Source organism: Pseudomonas sp. GNP014, from assembly GCF_054344005.1.
The window spans coordinates 341986-358209 of record NZ_JBTGUS010000001.1 but is presented as its reverse complement, the minus strand read 5'-3'; the positions used below and the strand labels follow the sequence as shown (position 1 = coordinate 358209).

Annotated in this window: 14 protein-coding genes; 2 read left to right on the top strand and 12 right to left on the bottom strand. The window is 60.8% G+C overall.

All coding sequences use genetic code 11. The features are described from left to right. Nucleotides 1-90 precede the first annotated feature (90 nt). The gene (locus ACXX9E_RS01695; protein ID WP_007909658.1) at nt 91-570 is read right to left on the bottom strand and encodes an Lrp/AsnC family transcriptional regulator; all 480 of its coding nucleotides are present in this window, start codon (nt 568-570) and stop codon (nt 91-93) included. Nucleotides 571-1026: 456 nt separating this feature from the next. Here ACXX9E_RS01695 and ACXX9E_RS01690 point away from each other — a divergent pair, with 456 nt between their 5' ends. Further along, nucleotides 1027-2064 (top strand): DUF6515 family protein, encoded by a 1038-nt coding sequence (locus ACXX9E_RS01690; protein WP_186748014.1) that lies wholly within the window; start codon nt 1027-1029, stop codon nt 2062-2064. A gap of 27 nt (nt 2065-2091) precedes the next feature. Here ACXX9E_RS01690 and ACXX9E_RS01685 read toward each other — a convergent pair whose 3' ends face one another. Beyond that, the gene (locus tag ACXX9E_RS01685; RefSeq protein ID WP_128615582.1) at nt 2092-3000 is read right to left on the bottom strand and encodes a cation diffusion facilitator family transporter; all 909 of its coding nucleotides are present in this window, start codon (nt 2998-3000) and stop codon (nt 2092-2094) included. Between the two features lie 22 nt (nt 3001-3022). Then, the gene (gene pmcY / locus ACXX9E_RS01680; protein WP_128615583.1) at nt 3023-3442 is read right to left on the bottom strand and encodes a periplasmic Zn2+ metallochaperone PmcY; all 420 of its coding nucleotides are present in this window, start codon (nt 3440-3442) and stop codon (nt 3023-3025) included. A 109-nt stretch (nt 3443-3551) separates the two neighbouring features. Between pmcY and hrpB the strand changes: the two genes are divergently transcribed. Next, nucleotides 3552-6071 carry an ATP-dependent helicase HrpB gene (hrpB, locus tag ACXX9E_RS01675; RefSeq protein ID WP_458554954.1) on the top strand — a complete coding sequence of 840 codons (2520 nt, stop codon included), beginning with the start codon at nt 3552-3554 and terminating at the stop codon, nt 6069-6071. 30 nt (nt 6072-6101) lie between these two features. Here hrpB and ACXX9E_RS01670 read toward each other — a convergent pair whose 3' ends face one another. The 9 genes from ACXX9E_RS01670 to ACXX9E_RS01630 all read right to left on the bottom strand — a co-directional run bounded on the left by ACXX9E_RS01670 (nt 6102) and on the right by ACXX9E_RS01630 (nt 16209). Beyond that, on the bottom strand, nt 6102-7295 hold the full coding sequence (locus ACXX9E_RS01670; RefSeq protein ID WP_222834235.1) for a hypothetical protein: 1194 nt from the start codon (nt 7293-7295) through the stop codon (nt 6102-6104). Between the two features lie 112 nt (nt 7296-7407). Next, the gene (locus ACXX9E_RS01665) at nt 7408-8760 is read right to left on the bottom strand and encodes an aminotransferase class V-fold PLP-dependent enzyme (RefSeq protein ID WP_458554953.1); all 1353 of its coding nucleotides are present in this window, start codon (nt 8758-8760) and stop codon (nt 7408-7410) included. A 17-nt stretch (nt 8761-8777) separates the two neighbouring features. Beyond that, nucleotides 8778-9674, bottom strand: a complete 897-nt coding sequence (locus ACXX9E_RS01660) for an EamA family transporter (protein ID WP_123463880.1) — start codon at nt 9672-9674, stop codon at nt 8778-8780. Nucleotides 9675-9705: 31 nt separating this feature from the next. Further along, complete coding sequence (locus ACXX9E_RS01655) at nt 9706-10935, bottom strand: ATP-grasp domain-containing protein (RefSeq protein ID WP_458554952.1); 1230 nt, start codon at nt 10933-10935, stop codon at nt 9706-9708. Nucleotides 10936-10966: 31 nt separating this feature from the next. Further along, nucleotides 10967-12298 carry an ATP-grasp domain-containing protein gene (locus ACXX9E_RS01650; protein WP_186748019.1) on the bottom strand — a complete coding sequence of 444 codons (1332 nt, stop codon included), beginning with the start codon at nt 12296-12298 and terminating at the stop codon, nt 10967-10969. A 71-nt stretch (nt 12299-12369) separates the two neighbouring features. Continuing rightward, a complete protein-coding gene (locus ACXX9E_RS01645) occupies nt 12370-13608 on the bottom strand; it encodes an ATP-grasp domain-containing protein (RefSeq protein WP_336347953.1) in 1239 nt (412 codons plus the stop codon). Between the two features lie 117 nt (nt 13609-13725). After that, the gene (locus tag ACXX9E_RS01640) at nt 13726-14478 is read right to left on the bottom strand and encodes a hypothetical protein (protein WP_123463887.1); all 753 of its coding nucleotides are present in this window, start codon (nt 14476-14478) and stop codon (nt 13726-13728) included. Nucleotides 14479-14540: 62 nt separating this feature from the next. Then, on the bottom strand, nt 14541-14849 hold the full coding sequence (locus ACXX9E_RS01635; RefSeq protein WP_186748021.1) for a 2Fe-2S iron-sulfur cluster binding domain-containing protein: 309 nt from the start codon (nt 14847-14849) through the stop codon (nt 14541-14543). Nucleotides 14850-14946: 97 nt separating this feature from the next. Continuing rightward, entirely contained in the window at nt 14947-16209 is a 1263-nt protein-coding gene (locus ACXX9E_RS01630) for an MFS transporter (protein ID WP_409202048.1), read from the bottom strand. Between the last annotated feature and the right edge of the window lie 15 nt (nt 16210-16224).

The following is a 16224-nucleotide window of genomic DNA, read 5'->3' as shown; positions in this document are numbered from 1 at the left end:
CGACTCGAAGGTTCAGGTCGATGGATGCTGCCAGACACCTTGGTCGGCTCCCTCTCCCTCTGGGAGAGGGCTGGGGTGAGGGGCTTTTGATTAGCTGCGCAGATGCGTCAGTGGCAGTTCAGTGCTGTTGAGCACCTGATTCAGTACGAAGCTTGAGCGCACGCTGGTCACGCCTTCAATCCGGGTCAGGTGCCCCAGCAACAGCTTTTGATAGTGATCCATGTCCGGCACCACCACCTTCAACTGGTAATCCGCATCGACGCCGGTCACCAGGCTGCACTCCAGCACCTGCGGCAAGGTGCGAATCGCCGCCTCGAAATTCTCGAAACGCTCCGGTGTATGCCGGTCCATGCCGATCAACACATAGGCGGTCAGGCTCAGGCCAAGCATTTTGCGATCGAGCAGGGCGACCTGACGGGAGATGTAGCCATCGTCTTCCAACTGTTTGACCCGACGCGAGCAGGGCGAGGGCGACAGACCGATGCGCTCGGCCAGTTCCTGGTTGGAGATGCGGGCGTCGCGCTGCAATTCCGCCAAAATGCTCAGGTCGTAACGGTCGAGTTTGCTCATCAATCTGTCCTTGGTTGTAACTATTGCGGCGGATTATCTATCCAGGGTTAAAAATTGCGCAAGTGGTGTTTATTTGAGCAATCTTCGCAATCCTCTGTCGCGACCTCGGGCCTATGCTTATCACCAGAATCACTGCTCGGTAACACAGTCCACAGCGGCCCGCCCAAACAGGCCCGCCGCGGCCGCCACCCCCACCGGGGTTGTGCCGGTCCCCGAGCTGCACACTGTCCAGAAGACGGCGTGAGGTGAGCCGACGTCAAAAGCGTCGAGCCAGGACGAAGTTCTCTAGAAGGGAGGCCGACGGGTCTCCCTTTTTTCTTGGCTGCGATTTTTATGCCTCGCTGTACGGTCATCCTCAATAAATAAGTTTCGTGACTGATAACCTGTCGCAGAACCCGGTGTGTGTATTCCCGGTCTTAGCTACAAGCCCTCTTAATACCCGCAGTGAGGAAGAGCATGAAGTCGCGCATCTGGCGTCTGGCCGGTGTTGGTTTGCTGTGTGTGAGCGTCAGTGCGCAAGCGCTTGCCGACGAGCCACAGAATCGTGGCCCCGAGAATAACGGGCACGGTGGCGAGCATCAGGGCAATCAAGGGCGTGGCGGTGAGCGTCAGCCCCACGGCCAGAACAATCCGCCGCCGCAAAACCAGCCGCGGCCGCAGAACAACGAAATCATTCGGGGCGATAACAGCCGCCAGTTCGAACACAACGGCCAGCAGCGCAACAATGGTCAGTGGCAGAACCAGAACCGTGCGCCCAATCAGCCGGCTCCGGTGCATCAGGCGCCACCGCCGCCGTCGAACACGCTGCCGATCCAGCCACGGCCCGACACTGTGCGCCAGACCCAGGAGCCACGTCAGGGTTACTACCGCGACGAGCGTCCGCAAAATGGTTACCACAACCAGCAATGGCAAACCGGCAACCGGGGCAACGATAATCGCTGGCCCGGCCGTCCGGACGGGCATGGCAACGGTTGGGGCCCAGGTCCGCAATACCGCCCGGGGCATGTGATCGACCGCTTCCCGGATCGCGAATTCCGCGTGCCGTATCGCGGTCAGGATTACTTCTATTCCGGCGGCTACTGGTATCGCCCGCAAGGCCCGCGCTACATCGTCGTGCAGCCGCCGCGAGGGATCCGCACCCACTATCTGCCGGACTACGCCCGTGAAGTGTGGATCGGCGGTGCGCTGCTGTTCCTCGCGGCCGGTTCCTACTATGCGTATGAGGAAGCCAGTCAGGATTACGTGGTGGTCGAGCCGCCGGTGCAGCAACCACCGCAGCCGCAATCCCAGGGGTATGACGTCGAGGCCTATCCGGCCAATGGTCAGTCACCGGAGCAGGTGCAGCAGGATGGCTACCAGTGCTACCAGTACGCAGTGCAGCAAAGCGGTTTCGATCCGCGTACCGCGACGTACCAACCAGCGCCTGAAGTGGTGCAGGCTTACCGCCAGGCTCAGGGCAATTGCCTGAGCAGTCGCGGTTATCAGGTCCAGTAAGAGCAGCTACGAGCTGCAAGTTTCCAGCTACAAGCTTGAAGCTTGCGGCTCGTGGCTTGAAGCTGCTTTTATCGGGTCAGCGTGCACCAGCACCTCGGCTCGCGGGTAGGCGGCGTGAATCGCATCGGCCGCCTGATCGCTGATGCCGTGGGCCACTGACAACGTCAGCTCCCCCGGCAACTCCAGGTGCAACTGCACGAACCAGTGGTTGCCCGAAATCCGCGTGCGCAAGTCATGCGCGCCCAACACGCCGGGTACGCCGCAGGCCAGTTCGAGCATGTGTTGGCTGACATCCGTCGGCAGCTCTTCATCCATCAGCACCGAAAAACTTTCCCGGGCGATCTGGATCGCACTCCACAAAATGTACGCGGCAATCCCCAGACCGAACCACGCATCCAGTTGATGAAAGCCCATGCCGGCGAGGATCAGCGCGAGCAGAATGCTGCCGTTGAGCAACAGGTCCGAGCGGTAGTGCAGCGAGTCGGCGCGCACGGCGTTGGAGCCGGTCTCCTTGATCACCCGATGTTGCAGCGTCAGCAATGCGGCAGTCAGCAACAGCGAGAACACGATCACGCCGATGCTCAGCCACGGTGCGCCCAGTGGCTCCGGTTGCTTGATCCGCTCGTAGGCTTGAAAGGCGATCAACACCGCACTGCCGCCGATGAACAGTGCCTGCGCCATGCCCGCCAGCGATTCGGCCTTGCCGTGGCCGTAACGGTGATCGTCATCGGCCGGGCGCAGCGCGTAATGCACCGCCAGCAGATTGAGCAGCGAGGTGACGCCATCCAGCGCCGAGTCGGTGAGGCCGGCGAGCATGCTCACCGATCCGCTGAGCCACCAGGCGATGGCTTTGGCGATGATCAGCGTGCAGGCCACCGCCACCGAGGCGCGGGTTGCCAACCGCAGCAGGCGGGCGTGTTCGGGGCTGGAGGTCATGAGTGCAGAGGTTCCTTGTGGATTAGGCGGCAGGTTGCAGGCCCAACATCGCCAGTTGCTGCGTGCTGCCCTTGTGCTGGATCAGCCGTGGATCGTCCAGCGGCAAGTGGCGGCCCAGTTCAGTTTCGAGAATAGCCTGCAACTTGAGGTTATTGACCTGACCGTCCGGGCCAATGGCTTGTTTCAACTTGGCCGGATCGACCTGGGCCGTGTGGCCCGGTTCGAAATAGATCGCGCCGGTGGTGAAGTCGACCGCGAACGCGATCAGGCCGGGAATGACGTAGATCAGCAGACCCAAGGCGTCGAGCACGGCAATCGCCGGGTCAATCTTGCCGTCGATCTGGCCGCGACGGTCCGGGTAGAAAATCGATCCGCAAGCGGTGATTTGGGTGAGCAGGGTGGCGACCAGTACACCGCCGATCAGGCGAGAAGGTAAGCGCATGGAAAATCTCCTGAGTCATCTGTTAACGAAGCTTCGTCTTGTGAAGTTAAGACCCTGACGAACACCTCGCAGTTCGCCGTTATACTCGCGGCTCTGTTTGGGAGCCAGCATGATTTCTTTGCCGATTGATGAAGTTTTACCCGCCCTGCGTGAAGCCTTGGCGACACGCCACGAAGCTGTGCTCGAAGCACCGCCCGGCGCCGGTAAAACCACCCGCGTGCCCTTGGCCTTGCTCAATGAGGCGTGGCTGGCCGGGCAGACCATTCTCATGCTCGAACCGCGCCGTCTCGCCGCGCGTGCGGCGGCTGAAAGATTGGCCAGCGAACTGGGCGAGAAGGTCGGTGAAACCGTCGGTTATCGCATCCGCCTCGACAGCAAGGTCGGCCCCGACACCCGTATCGAAGTGGTCACCGAAGGCATTCTCACCCGGCGCCTGCAGGACGATCCGGCACTGGAAGGCGTGGGCCTGCTGATCTTCGACGAGTTCCACGAACGCAGCCTCGATGCCGATCTGGCATTGGCCCTGAGTTTGAACGGCCGCGAACTGTTCCGAGCTGAACAGCCGCTGAAGATTTTGCTGATGTCCGCCACGCTGGAGGGCGAGCGCCTGTCCGGGTTGCTCGATGACGCGCCGATCCTGCGCAGTGAAGGGCGCATGTTCCCGGTGACCATGCGCTGGGGGCGGCCGTTCCAGCCCGGCGAATACATCGACCAGCGCGTGACCCAGACCGTCCTCGAAGCCCTGCACGATGAGACCGGCAGCCTGCTGGTATTCCTTCCGGGGCAGGCGGAAATCCGTCGCGTGCATCAGCAGTTGAGTGATGCCATTGGCGAGCGCAGCGATGTTTTGCTGTGCCCGTTGCACGGTGAACTGGACCTGAATGCCCAGCGCGCCGCCATCGACCCGGCCCCGGCGGGCAAGCGCAAAGTGGTGCTGGCGACCAACATCGCCGAGACCAGTCTGACCATCAATGGCGTGCGCGTGGTGATTGATGCCGGGCTGGCGCGGGTGCCGCGTTTCGATCCCGGTAGCGGCATGACCCGACTCGACACGCAGCGCATTTCCAAGGCCAGTGCCACACAGCGCGCAGGACGGGCGGGGCGTCTGGAGCCGGGGGTGTGTTATCGCTTGTGGTCGCAGGATCAGCACGAGCAACTCGCCGCTTACGGCAGTGCGGAAATCCTCTCGGCGGATCTGGCCAGCCTTGCCCTGCAGCTTGGTCGCTGGGGCGTGACCCCGGGCGAACTGGTCTGGCTGGATGTTCCGCCGGCGGCAGCGTATGCCCAGGCGCAGGATCTGTTGCAGCGCTTGGGTGCACTTGAAGATAAAGCGCTGACTGCCCACGGTCAGGCCATGGCCGAGCTGCCGGCACATCCGCGCATCGCCCATCTGTTGCTGCGCGGTCAGGCGCTGGGGCTGGCGAACATGGCGTGCGACGTCGCGGCACTGCTCGGCGAGCGCGATATTCTGCGGGGTGCCGGCGCGGATCTGCACAGCCGATTGCTCCTGCTCTGCGGTGAGGAGCGCGCGGCGCGCGGTGCTCAGGGGGGCGTGCAACGGGCGCGGCAACTGGCGCGACAATATCGTGATTACTTGCGCGGCAAGGTCAGCGCGCCGGTCAGCGATCCTGATCATCCGCGCTGGCTCGGTGCGCTGCTGGCGCTGGCCTACCCGGACCGCGTCGCCCAACAGCGTCGCGCCGGTGGCGCGGAATATCGTCTGGCCAATGGGCGCGCTGCGCTGTTCGCCGAAGCCGACAGCCTGATGAAGGAGTCGTGGATTGTGATTGCCGACCTCGGCAGCCGACAGGGCCAGCGCGAGGAACGGATTTATCTGGCGGCTGATTTCGATCCGGCGCTGTTCGACTCAGTGTTGGCCGAACAGGTGAGCTGCGTCGATCAACTGGACTGGGACGAGCGCGAAGGTGTGTTGCGCGCCGAGCGCCAGCGCAAGGTCGGCGAACTGGTCCTCAGCCGTGAACCGTTGACCGGTCTCGACGAAGCGGCGCGCAGTCAGGCGCTGGTCAATCTGGTGCGGCGCAAAGGTCTGGAGTTGCTGCCGTGGACGCCGGAGCTGCGTCAGTGGCAGGCGCGGGTCGCTTTGCTGCGGCAATTGGACCTCGACGCTCAGGCCGAAAGCCAATGGCCGGATGTCAGCGATGCGACGTTGCTGAACACGCTTGAGCATTGGTTAATGCCTTACTTGGGCAAGGTCTCGCGGCTCAGTCATTTCGCCAATCTGGACCTGTCGAGCATCGTGCGCAATCTGCTGCCGTGGCCGTTGCCGCAGAAGCTTGATGAGCTGGCGCCACATCACCTCAGCGTGCCGTCGGGATCGTCGGTACGCCTGGATTACAGCGAGTCACCGCCGATTCTTGCCGTGCGTTTGCAGGAGCTGTTCGGCCTCGCCGAGACGCCGCGAATTGCCGGCGGGCGGCAAGTGGTCAAGTTGCACCTGTTGTCGCCGGCGCGGCGGCCGGTACAGGTGACACAGGATCTGGCGAATTTCTGGCGCAGCACGTACGCCGAGGTGAAGAAGGATTTGAAGGGGCGGTATCCGAAGCACTATTGGCCGGATGATCCGTTGGTGGCCGAGGCCACCGCGCGGGCGAAACCCCGGGGCACTTGAGCCGGGGCTGCGCCAACACGGTTCGCCGCCTCAGGCGCCCACGGCCGCGGTGCTCGAAGGTCCTCGGGCGAAACGTGTAGCCGAGGTCTGCAACAGCAGCGCGACGCTCAGTGTCACCAGCAGGAACGGGAGCAGCCAGGCATTGTCGATCATGGCCAGTTGCAGGCTGAGGATCAGCAGCAGAACCGGCGTCGCCAGGGCATTCGCCCGGCTGACATACAACCCCACCGCGGCCTCGCTGTAGCGGCAGGCAATGGCGACGCGGATATGCACCCGCGCCCCACCGAACGCCATGCCCAGGATCAGCAGGCTCAGTGCCTTGAGAAGCAGATTGTCCGGCATCAGCAACCACATCAATGTGGCGATCAGCGCCAGTGCAATCAGGCCTGATAGATAGGCCGTCAGATTACGTCCGGTATTGGCGATGATCACCAGCACGCCGATCAGCGCCATGCCCAGACCGAACACGGCATCGAGCACGCCCAGTTCAAACAGGGCCCAGCCGTGGCTCGCCACATACACCGGCAGCATGAAATTGAATGCCCCAAGGATTGGCCAGATCAGTACCATCGGCACAAACAGCGTCAGTGGCAGTCTGGTCGCAGCTGTGACTTCGACAGTGGTTTGCACCGCCGAGGGCTGACTGTGACGGGTAAAGCAAATCGCGGCGACCATGAAGAAGCCGGCGCTGAGCACCAGCGAGAAACCCATGCCGTTCAGAATCGGCATCAAACCTGCCGCCAGTAAAGGTCCGGTCATCAGTGCGGCCTGACTGGTCGCCGTGGTCGCACCGCTGATCCGCCGCACTCTGGTTTCATCCATGCCCCTTTGAATCTGGGCGAACCACATATCCAGGCTGGCCTCCAGCGACATGATCATCAGCCAGGCAAACAGATTGGTGATCAGCAGGCCGAGGGTGAAATCCCGCGACACGCCCGATATCAGGGCCAGACCGGCCAGCCCCAGCACAAACCAGCTGCTCATCTGCCGTCCGTTCATACGCAGCGACAGCCGCTTGATCATCGCTGGCGTGATGAACGCCGGAATGAACGAGCAGAAAATCGCCAGCGCCAAAGGCAGGTATCCGCCTTCGTCCTGGTTGAGGATGGTCCAGGTCAGCGAGACCATCAGTGCACCGGAAAACAACCGATAAACCGTCGAGCAGAACAGGAACATGACCAGTTCTTTTGCAGCGTTGCGGGTGACGGCGGATTTTTCGTTCATGTAATCGATCCTTGCCCTTGGGCACGCGGCGATTCTTCAATTGAATGGCGAACGTCGGCGCCCGCACCGGCGTTGAGCCAGTGCGGGCAACCGATGTCGGTTCGAGCGGGTGTCAGACCAGAGTGCGCATCACTTTGAGGGTTTTTTCGATGTCTTCGGGCGAGTTGATGATCCCGGCCGAGAAGCGCACCGTCGAATGCCGATAAGGCGTGGCACTGGCAATGATCTTCTGTTCCTTGAGCCTGGCGACGATCTCCTTGGGGCTGCGATCCTTGACATCGCAGCAGACAAAACCTGCGGAGAACTGTGCAGAACGTGGTGTGTGCAAATACACGTTGGGCAGCTTCGCCAGGCCTTCCTTCAACTGGCCATTGAGTTGCGCGATGCGATCGGCAATGCGCTTGCGCCCGATCTGCTGGATGAACTTGAACGCCTCGATCATCGCCCACTGGTTTTCAAACGCAAGGAAACCGCCGGGACTGACCCAGGCTGCCTGCGTCTGCCCCTGTGGATCGCGTTGCTCGCGCCAAGCGTTGGCGGGTTCTGCGGACATGATCGTGGGAATGGTCGGCGTGATGTGTGCCCATTGACCTTCACGCGCCCAGACCAGGCCGGTACCGTGCGGCCCGAGTATCCATTTATGCGTGCCGGCGCTGAAAAAGTCGCAACCCAGGCTCGCCACTTGCGCCTCGGAGCAGCCGAAGCCATGTACACCGTCGATCACGTAGATGATTCTGTCCGCCTCGGCCCGATCGCGATTGACCCGCGCCACCAGTTCGCCAATTTCCCGAGCCGGCAACCGCACGCCGGTGCCGGAATGCACCCAGGTCATCGCCAGAATGCGCGTGTGCGGCTTGATGGCCTTTTCAATGCGCGCGACGATCGCGTCGACGCTGACATCGTCCGGCCCCTGGTAGAGGTCGATTCGGCGAATGCTGCCGCCCCACTTGACTACCGCCAGACGCATCGCCTCGTCGTGGGTGTACCACTCGTGGTTGGTGGTCAGGATTTCCTGGTGGGGTGCAAGCTTCAGGCCGTTGTAGACCATCGACAGGCCCTGCGTGGTGCTGGTGGTCAGGGCGATGTCCTCGGCACGTCCGCCGGTATAGTCGGCAGCCGCAGCGCAGACCTTGCGCCAGACCATGTCCTGCGGTGAGGCGAACATGTTGTCTTCGAGATAGGTGTAAGGGTTTTCGTCGAACGCCTGCCGGTGGCGCGCCATTGCCTCGCGCACAGGCCTGGGGTTTGAGGCAAGAAAGAAGTTGGAAATGTGCACGAATTCCGGCGCCAGATTGAACTGCGCCCGCACGGATGCCCAGTCATTGGGGTTCAGTGCTGTTACTACATTATCCGGAGCAGGCTGGTTACTGGCCTGTGCCCCTCCTGCCACGCCTGCCATCATGCTGCCTCCCACCAGGGTCGCCCCCATGGCGGCCCCCACGAACTCACGTCTTCCCAGACTCATACCCATTCCCTGTCGATTCATATTGAAGTGCGCGCAGAACGCGCAAACACAGTATTGAAAATTCGCTGTCCATAGAGGCCGACGGCCAGACCGAGCACGATCAGCACCACTGCCATGACCTTACTCGCCGGTACGCTCTCGTGAAAGATCAGTACCGAACCGAGCATGCCGAAAATCGGCACCAGCAACGACAGGGGCGCGACCGTCGAAACCGGGTAGGTTTTGAGCAGCGAGTTCCAGATCCAGTAAGCGAACAGCGTGTTCGGGTAGACCTGAAACAGGATCGACAACACGGCGGTTGCATCGACCTGATTGACGAACGTGGTGTAGCCGGCGCTGCCGTTCACCGCGTAGTCGAGTGCGAACAGCGGGATCGGTGCAAAGGCACTGGACCAGACCAGAAACCCGAAGACCTCCTTGGTGCTGGCCTTCTTGTTGATGATATTGGCGACGCTCCAGGAGGCCGCGCCCACCAGCACCAGCAATACCCCGGGCAGACTGACCGTGCCATCGCTGATCATGATGATGCACAGCAATCCGCCCAGTGCGATCAACATGCCCAGTACCTGAAAGCGGGTGAGCGCTTCCTTGAACACCCAGCCGCCGAGCAGGATCGTGAAGAACGCGCTGAATTGCAGCACCAGCGACGCGATGCCCGCCGAGAGCCCGGCCTTGATGCCCAGGTTGACGATGCCCCACAGGCCGATGCCGAACACCAGCCCGTAACCGATGATGTAGCGCCATGGCACGTTTGGTTTGCGAATGAAAAAGATCGCCGGTAACGCACAGAGACTGAAGCGGATGCCCGCGAGAATGAACGGATCGACGGTGGCCAGTCCCAGTTTGATCACCGAGAAGTTGACACCCCAGATTGCCGTTATCAGTACAGCCAATACTACGTGCAGTGGTTTCATTGTTGAGTCGCCTTCATGAGGATGGGCCGGATCATGCGACCGATGTCAGGTTTTCTGCGAGGTACACCCGGGAAAACAGAGTTTGCATCCAGGCCTTGGTCTGTAGCGGGTCTGCGGTCTTGACGATACCTGCCAGAGGGGCTTCGAACGCCGAATAGGTCACATGGCCCGGTAACAGCGCACCGGTCTGCAGCTCGTTCCATTGCACAACCAATGGGCTGGCGCGAAAGTCCTCCGCGCCTTCCAGACCTTGATAAATGCGCTGGTGGTGGGTGTGCCCTGGGAACACAAACCAGCCATAACCCAGATCCGGCTGCTGTGCGCTGAGCGGGAGTTTGTCCACCAGTCCTTCGACATGAATGCGCAGCTCCAGCGATGGCAGGTGGATACCGGTCGCCAGCTCGTAAGTCGCGACTACATCGGCGCCGCCGACGCGGTTGCCGACTTCGAGGAATACCGGGTCGTCCCCCTCCATGATGGCCTCGAGATGGAAGGCGCCGTTGCGGATCTGCACCGCATCCAGAACGGCACTGACCCACATTTGCATCGGCGTGGTGGTTTCCAGGTGCCACGAGCCCAATGGATGGCCGCGCTCCATGTAATCCAGGCAGGTGCCGACATATTGGCTCGAGAGCATGGTGAGAATTCGCCCGTCCTGAACCAGACCGTCGAAGTGGCGGATGGGCCCGCTGATAAATTCTTCAACCTGAAATTCATCAATGTTCAGGGACAGATCGCTGATCTTGCGACTGATCTCTTCAAATGCGCGTGCAGGCTGCTGATGAATGCTGACGTCCATGCTCGACGCGCCGCTGTGCGGCTTGAGCACGGTGGCTCCCTGCCACGGCACCTGGCCGTTGAGCGCCAGGTAGCGATCAAGCGGCATGAACTGCGGCACCCGCAGATTTCCCGCTGCAACGGCGGCCTTCATGTCCAGCTTGTTGCGCGCCAGATTCACCGCCGCCAGCGACGCGCCTTCGACGTTCAGCGCCTCGCGCAAGCGTGCCGCGTCGAGCAATTCGTACTCGGACATCGAGATGATCCGGTCAAATGACTGTGGAAACTGCGCCAGCCATTGCAGGGCCTCTTCGCAGGCGCTGGCCTCTCCCGGGCGAATCACGCGCTGGCAGCGCAGGTCGCTCGGCAGCGTATCGATCGCCGCTTGTTTGCCCAGATAAGTGACATCGTGCAGGTCATGATTGATGCCACGGTGGTACTCGATGCGCGGGTAGGGCACCCGGTGAAGAATGAGAATTTTCATGCAAACGGTCTCGCAGCGAAAAGGGCAGGGATCAGGACGCAACTTTCAACAGCAACTCGGGCGCCAGGCAGCGCTCCAGGACCAACAACCATTGCTCGCGCAGCACGCGTACCAGATCGCGGATATCAACCGATGGGGCGTGCAGCGCAACACAGGCCTGGGCGACGAAGTCGCTGTTGTCTCGGGGGATGGCATGGATCAACCGTGGCTCGCCGGCGATCCAGGTGCTTTCGAGCAGGGCGATGTCGTCCCTGGACAGCGCCAGTTCCTCTGCCGCCCGTGTCAGTGTGTCGCGGACCAGCGCCTGTACATCGCCTAGCGTGGTCACGTCGATCGTCACATCGTGCGGCACACCGAACATCACCGTCGCGGCGCTGCAGGTGGCGGCAGGCAGTTCTTCCGGCACAGGCCCGGCGAATACCGAGTCAACCCATGCCGCGTACAGGTCAAGCCCATGGACGGCGTGCGCCAGGGTCCAGATCTTCATGCCGCCAGGACGCCGGTTTGGCTCGATCACCGCTGTCTGGTCGCCGCTGTCGCTGAGTTTGATCTCGTTGTGAAACGGCCCGATGCGTTGGCCGACCAGTCGGTTGACCTGCTCGCCGGCATTGCGAATGGCCAGTCGCTCCTGTTCACTGAGGCGCGCCGGCAGAATTTGCGCGACCTCAACCGGATAGCGCCCGCTGGCACTGACTTTTTCAGTGACAAACCACAGTTTGCCCAAGCCGTCATAAGAGAACTCGCGGGTGAATGTGATGAAAGCTTCGGCCAGCACACCGCCGTCCAGATAAGGTGCGACTTCCGTGAACGCCTGCTCACAGTCGCCACCCGCTGAAACCACCACCACACCGCGATTGTTGCCCTCACACGCAGGCTTGATCACGAAGCTGCCTTGCTGACGCGCTGCAAAATTGCGTACGTCGTGCAAACCGTCGATCCGCACGAAATCCGGCAGTGTCACCCCCAACTGGTTCAACTGCGTACGGACGCGATCTTCGGCGGTGCGGTACGCCAGTTTGTCAAAGGCCGCCAGGGCCAGTGCGGCATCGTCTACCGGCAAGCCGAGGCGCTCCAGCAGCGCCGCGCCACTGGCGACCGCGTTGTCGGAAAAGACCAGCCCGGCGCTGATGCGGCCCGCATCGTCGCCCAGCAGATTCAGTGCCTGATCGACGAAGTCGGGGTGCAGCGGATCGGCATCGAACACACGATCGCTGATGGTCCGGTCATGGTCCTGAGGGTTGGCTCTGATCAGCCAGGTCTGCGCGCCCCACTGTTGGCGGGCGTAGTCTCGCAGGTGCAGCACATCGCCGATCCGGCTCAGGTTGTAGTCCACTATCAGTAATACAGGCGCTCGCAACGGCATGTTTGTTTCTTCCTCATCCGTGGGGGTAGTCATCGGCAGCAGTCTTGTTCAGGCGATCGCCCGGGTTGTTATTAATGGCTGTCGGGCTGATAGCGGATATCCAGCGCGGTCGCGCTGATAGTGGCCAGACGTTCAAGCTCGGTTGCGCGGTTGGCGCGCTCGAACGTCCACAACAATTGCCCGAGGAACACTTCACGGGCGTGTGCTGGAATCACATCGCCGGCCTTGAGCAGCACGTGCTGCACCACCGGGGCCAGCGGCAATGGGTTAAGCGTCACTGAACTCAGGGTTCCCGGCTCGGCGAAGTACACCCGAAAGAACGTTGCTACGGACTGTGCACTGGTACCGTCCGCCTGCCACTCGAACTGCGCCAGATGCCGCACGAGATCCTCGCGCAGCGCAGTGTCGTCCTGGCTGGCGAGCAGCAGGTCGAGCCACAGTGAAAGCATGCTGTGTCCGTGGGTTACCGCTTCGACGCTGTGCGAGATCAGGCTGCCGCCGACGCGCGGGTTGATTTCGATCAGATCCCAGTGCTGCCCCGAAAAGCGTGCCTCCACGTGGTAGCAACCCCACTTCAGCGCCATGCAAGCCAATACATCCTTCAGCCATTGCAGTCCTGCGGCGATCTGCGCCTGATCAAGGCTGGCCGGTGGCGTGGTGCAACTGTCTTCAAGCACCGTCGCGGCGGTCTCGGTCACTTCGTATTTCTCATGGATGGCCACGACATGCGCCTGACCATCGACCAGCAATGTCTCGAAACTGAATTCATGACCGGCGATGTAATCCTCGGCCATGAACGTCAGCCCGTCGTTGAACGCCGAGGCATATACCGTGTCTTCGGCCGAGGCCAGACGCAGGTCCTCAAGGGCATTCCACGTAGTGTCTTTGCGCATGGGAAAGGCTGCGTAGGAGGCGATCCCATGAACCGGTTTGATGAAATAACGCTGATCCTGCGCCTTGAGCCGTTCCAGCACGGACTCGGTCAGGGCATAGGCGTTAGCGTGCGACAGGCCTTTTTCGGCCAGTCGGTTACGGACATTGAGCTTGTTGCGCAGGGCCAATGCCTGTCCAGCGTCCATGTCGTAAGTGCCAAGCGAGGCGTTGGCAGCAGCCATCAGGTGGCGATAGCCTTCCCACACGCTGATGCAGCAACTGACCTGTTCACCAGACTTGCGCAGAGTCTCAAGGGCGGTTTGCACATCCTCCAGCTTCAACTGGTGGGAGTCGGTGGTGTAGAGCCGGTCCGCCCAGGCATGAATCTGCTCCAGGCGTTCCGGTATATGTTCTGGAAGCGGCAATGAAGACAGCACGAAACACCGGAGCTTTCGTCGATGAAGCTCCTGCTTCAGGTCTTCCAGGAAAGAAAAGCCGCAGTGGCTCAGGATCAGAACACCGGGTCGATTTGAATTCATTGCCTGCTCCATGGCTTAAGCAGCCTTGTCTTGCGGCTTGGCCAGGGTGTTGAGGTACAGCTTGTTGAAGAACATCGCGAGAATCGTCTGGTGCTCCTCGAGGTATTTTTTCAGTGCTGCGATGTCCTGCTCGTCCTTGATCAGGAAGCGCAGGGCCGCCCAGACTTCACCCGGGTGGTCATCATTGATGTCGGTATGCGAGTGGGATACCTGACCGGCGATGTTGGTTTCGCCCACCGAGGATTTGAGCGCTTCAAGTTTACGGGGCTCGAGTTTCACGTTGACGTACTCAACCAGGTAGGAATAAGCGACGACGCCAAGCGGCCCTTCATGATCCAGCAGGTAGGAAAAGAAACCGACCAGCAGTTTGGTCTCCAGGTACGGTTCGGTGGCGAGGAACTCCTCACGGCTGACGCCGATGCGGGTCAGGTCGGCGATGAACAGTTCGTCATGCAGCATTTCCTCTTGCTCGTAGTGAGCCCAGATCTGTGCTGCTGCAGGGCTGATCTTGGCCACTTCCGCCAGCGCCTTGGATTCAGCCACCCGCAGCAGGCGGATGCGCCATGCGGTTTCAATCAGGTGGCGCTTGTAGTACTCGCTGTTAACGTCCTTGCCTTCCAGATGCGCGGCCTCAGGAACGGTGGCGAACCATTGCTCTACTTGGCCGTCGATGATCTTGTCGATCTCTGCACGCAGGCCAGCCGAGCCGGCAGCGCTGAGGAATGGGGTGGTATCACCATAGCCAACATTTTTTACACGGTTAAGCATGAATAAGTCCTTTTTAGTTTATTTGAAACGCTTTGATTGAAACCGCAGTTAAACGCCAACGCTTAGCCAATTATTTCAATGGCTACTTTTCCTTTTAACAGGCACTGACAGGCCAGCCGGTATTCTTCACCGCTGTAACCCAACACCTCGATAAAAGCCTCTTCATCGTCATCGCGAGGACTTACCGCCTCGAAACCTGATGTAATCCTGATCAAACAAGCACCGCACGCCCCGATACGACAGCCCAGCGGGATGATGTTCTTGCCGTCACGTTCATATTCGATATCCGTGAACGGGGCGTTGGTTGGTAACTCGAACTCAATTTTATTCGCTGTAGTAGAAGTAACGGTTAGTGTGTGAAACCCTTCCATACATGCCTCATTTAATTGTTTAAGTTCGTGTGGCAGGCACACAGTTTCACGCCAAAGCCCGGCAGGCCATGGAAAGCAGTTCCAAATACTCAGGAAGTCAGCGAGAAGTCATTTGCAGATATAACCAGTACAACAACGCTGTACCACTGAACGCTGCGCCCAACAGGCAAACAGCGACCCAGCCAAAGTGGGCGTAAGTGTAAGTTGCGGCAATGGCACCGAGACCGCTGCCCACGGAGTAGAAGGTCATGTAGGCGCCGACCAGGCGGCTTTGCGCATCCGGCCGGGCGGCGAAAATCAGACTCTGGTTGGTCACGTGCACGGCCTGCACTGCAAAGTCCAGCAAGACCACGCCGATGACCATGGCCAGCAATGAGCTTTCAACAAACGCGGTGGGTAACCAGGACACGGTCAACAGCACCAGCGCAATGCCTGTGGTGCGATTGCCCAAACCCTGGTCGGCCAGTCGGCCGGCCCGTGCAGCGGCCAGTGCGCCTGCAACCCCTGCCAGACCGAACAAGCCAATCTGAGTGTGGGAAAGTGACAGTGGCGGTGCACTTAGCGGCAGAACCATGGCGGTCCACAATACGCTGAATGCAGCGAATATCAGCAGGGCGAAGGTCCCCCTGACGCGCAGCGTCGGTTCGGTCAGATACAACTGCAAGACCGAGCGCAGCAACTGCAGATAACTGCCTTTGGCCGGTGGCTTGGTCGACGCCGGCATGGTGCGATAGAGCACCAGCGCCATGCTGATCATCAAGGCTGCCGAGACAAAGTAAACCCCGCGCCAGCCCGCCAGATCGGCCACCGCGCCAGAGACGAAGCGCGCCAGCAAAATGCCCAGCACGACACCACTGGTCACCGTGCCAATGGCTTCGCCGCGTTGTTCGGGACTGGCCAGTGTCGCCGCGTAGGCAACCACCACTTGCACGACCACCGCCATCAATCCGACCAGCACCATCGCGCCGAGCAGCATGCCCCATTCCTGTGCCAGTCCGACGGCACACAATGCCGCGGCCGACAGCAGCATCTGCGTGAGGATCAGTCCCTTGCGATTGAGCAGATCGCCCAAGGGGACGATGAACAACAGACCGACTGCGTAACCGGCCTGAGTGGCCGTGACCACCACACCGATGGTGCCGGGCGATACCGACAGACTGGCTGCCATCGACTCCAGCAGTGGTTGCGCGAAGTAGACGTTTGCCACGGCCATGGCGCAGGTAATTGCAAAAAGAAATGTCTGGTAACGACTTAGGCCAGGTGTGGTTGCATGCTCCTGAGGGGACTGAACAGTGCCGCCACCGGCTGATTTTTCGGCTTCGACGTCCATAATCGAAGGCTTTCGAGGGTTCAGCATCATCATTCCATCCTTGGG

Bases quoted from the DNA above. Each gene is read 5' to 3' on its own strand.
- ACXX9E_RS01695 (WP_007909658.1), bottom strand. From the start codon at position 570: ATGAGCAAACTCGACCGTTACGACCTGAGCATTTTGGCGGAATTGCAG.
- ACXX9E_RS01690 (WP_186748014.1), top strand. From the start codon at position 1,027: ATGAAGTCGCGCATCTGGCGTCTGGCCGGTGTTGGTTTGCTGTGTGTG.
- ACXX9E_RS01685 (WP_128615582.1), bottom strand. From the start codon at position 3,000: ATGACCTCCAGCCCCGAACACGCCCGCCTGCTGCGGTTGGCAACCCGC.
- pmcY (WP_128615583.1), bottom strand. From the start codon at position 3,442: ATGCGCTTACCTTCTCGCCTGATCGGCGGTGTACTGGTCGCCACCCTG.
- hrpB (WP_458554954.1), top strand. From the start codon at position 3,552: ATGATTTCTTTGCCGATTGATGAAGTTTTACCCGCCCTGCGTGAAGCC.
- ACXX9E_RS01670 (WP_222834235.1), bottom strand. From the start codon at position 7,295: ATGAACGAAAAATCCGCCGTCACCCGCAACGCTGCAAAAGAACTGGTC.
- ACXX9E_RS01665 (WP_458554953.1), bottom strand. From the start codon at position 8,760: ATGAGTCTGGGAAGACGTGAGTTCGTGGGGGCCGCCATGGGGGCGACC.
- ACXX9E_RS01660 (WP_123463880.1), bottom strand. From the start codon at position 9,674: ATGAAACCACTGCACGTAGTATTGGCTGTACTGATAACGGCAATCTGG.
- ACXX9E_RS01655 (WP_458554952.1), bottom strand. From the start codon at position 10,935: ATGAAAATTCTCATTCTTCACCGGGTGCCCTACCCGCGCATCGAGTAC.
- ACXX9E_RS01650 (WP_186748019.1), bottom strand. From the start codon at position 12,298: ATGCCGTTGCGAGCGCCTGTATTACTGATAGTGGACTACAACCTGAGC.
- ACXX9E_RS01640 (WP_123463887.1), bottom strand. From the start codon at position 14,478: ATGCTTAACCGTGTAAAAAATGTTGGCTATGGTGATACCACCCCATTC.
- ACXX9E_RS01635 (WP_186748021.1), bottom strand. From the start codon at position 14,849: ATGGAAGGGTTTCACACACTAACCGTTACTTCTACTACAGCGAATAAA.
- ACXX9E_RS01630 (WP_409202048.1), bottom strand. From the start codon at position 16,209: ATGATGCTGAACCCTCGAAAGCCTTCGATTATGGACGTCGAAGCCGAA.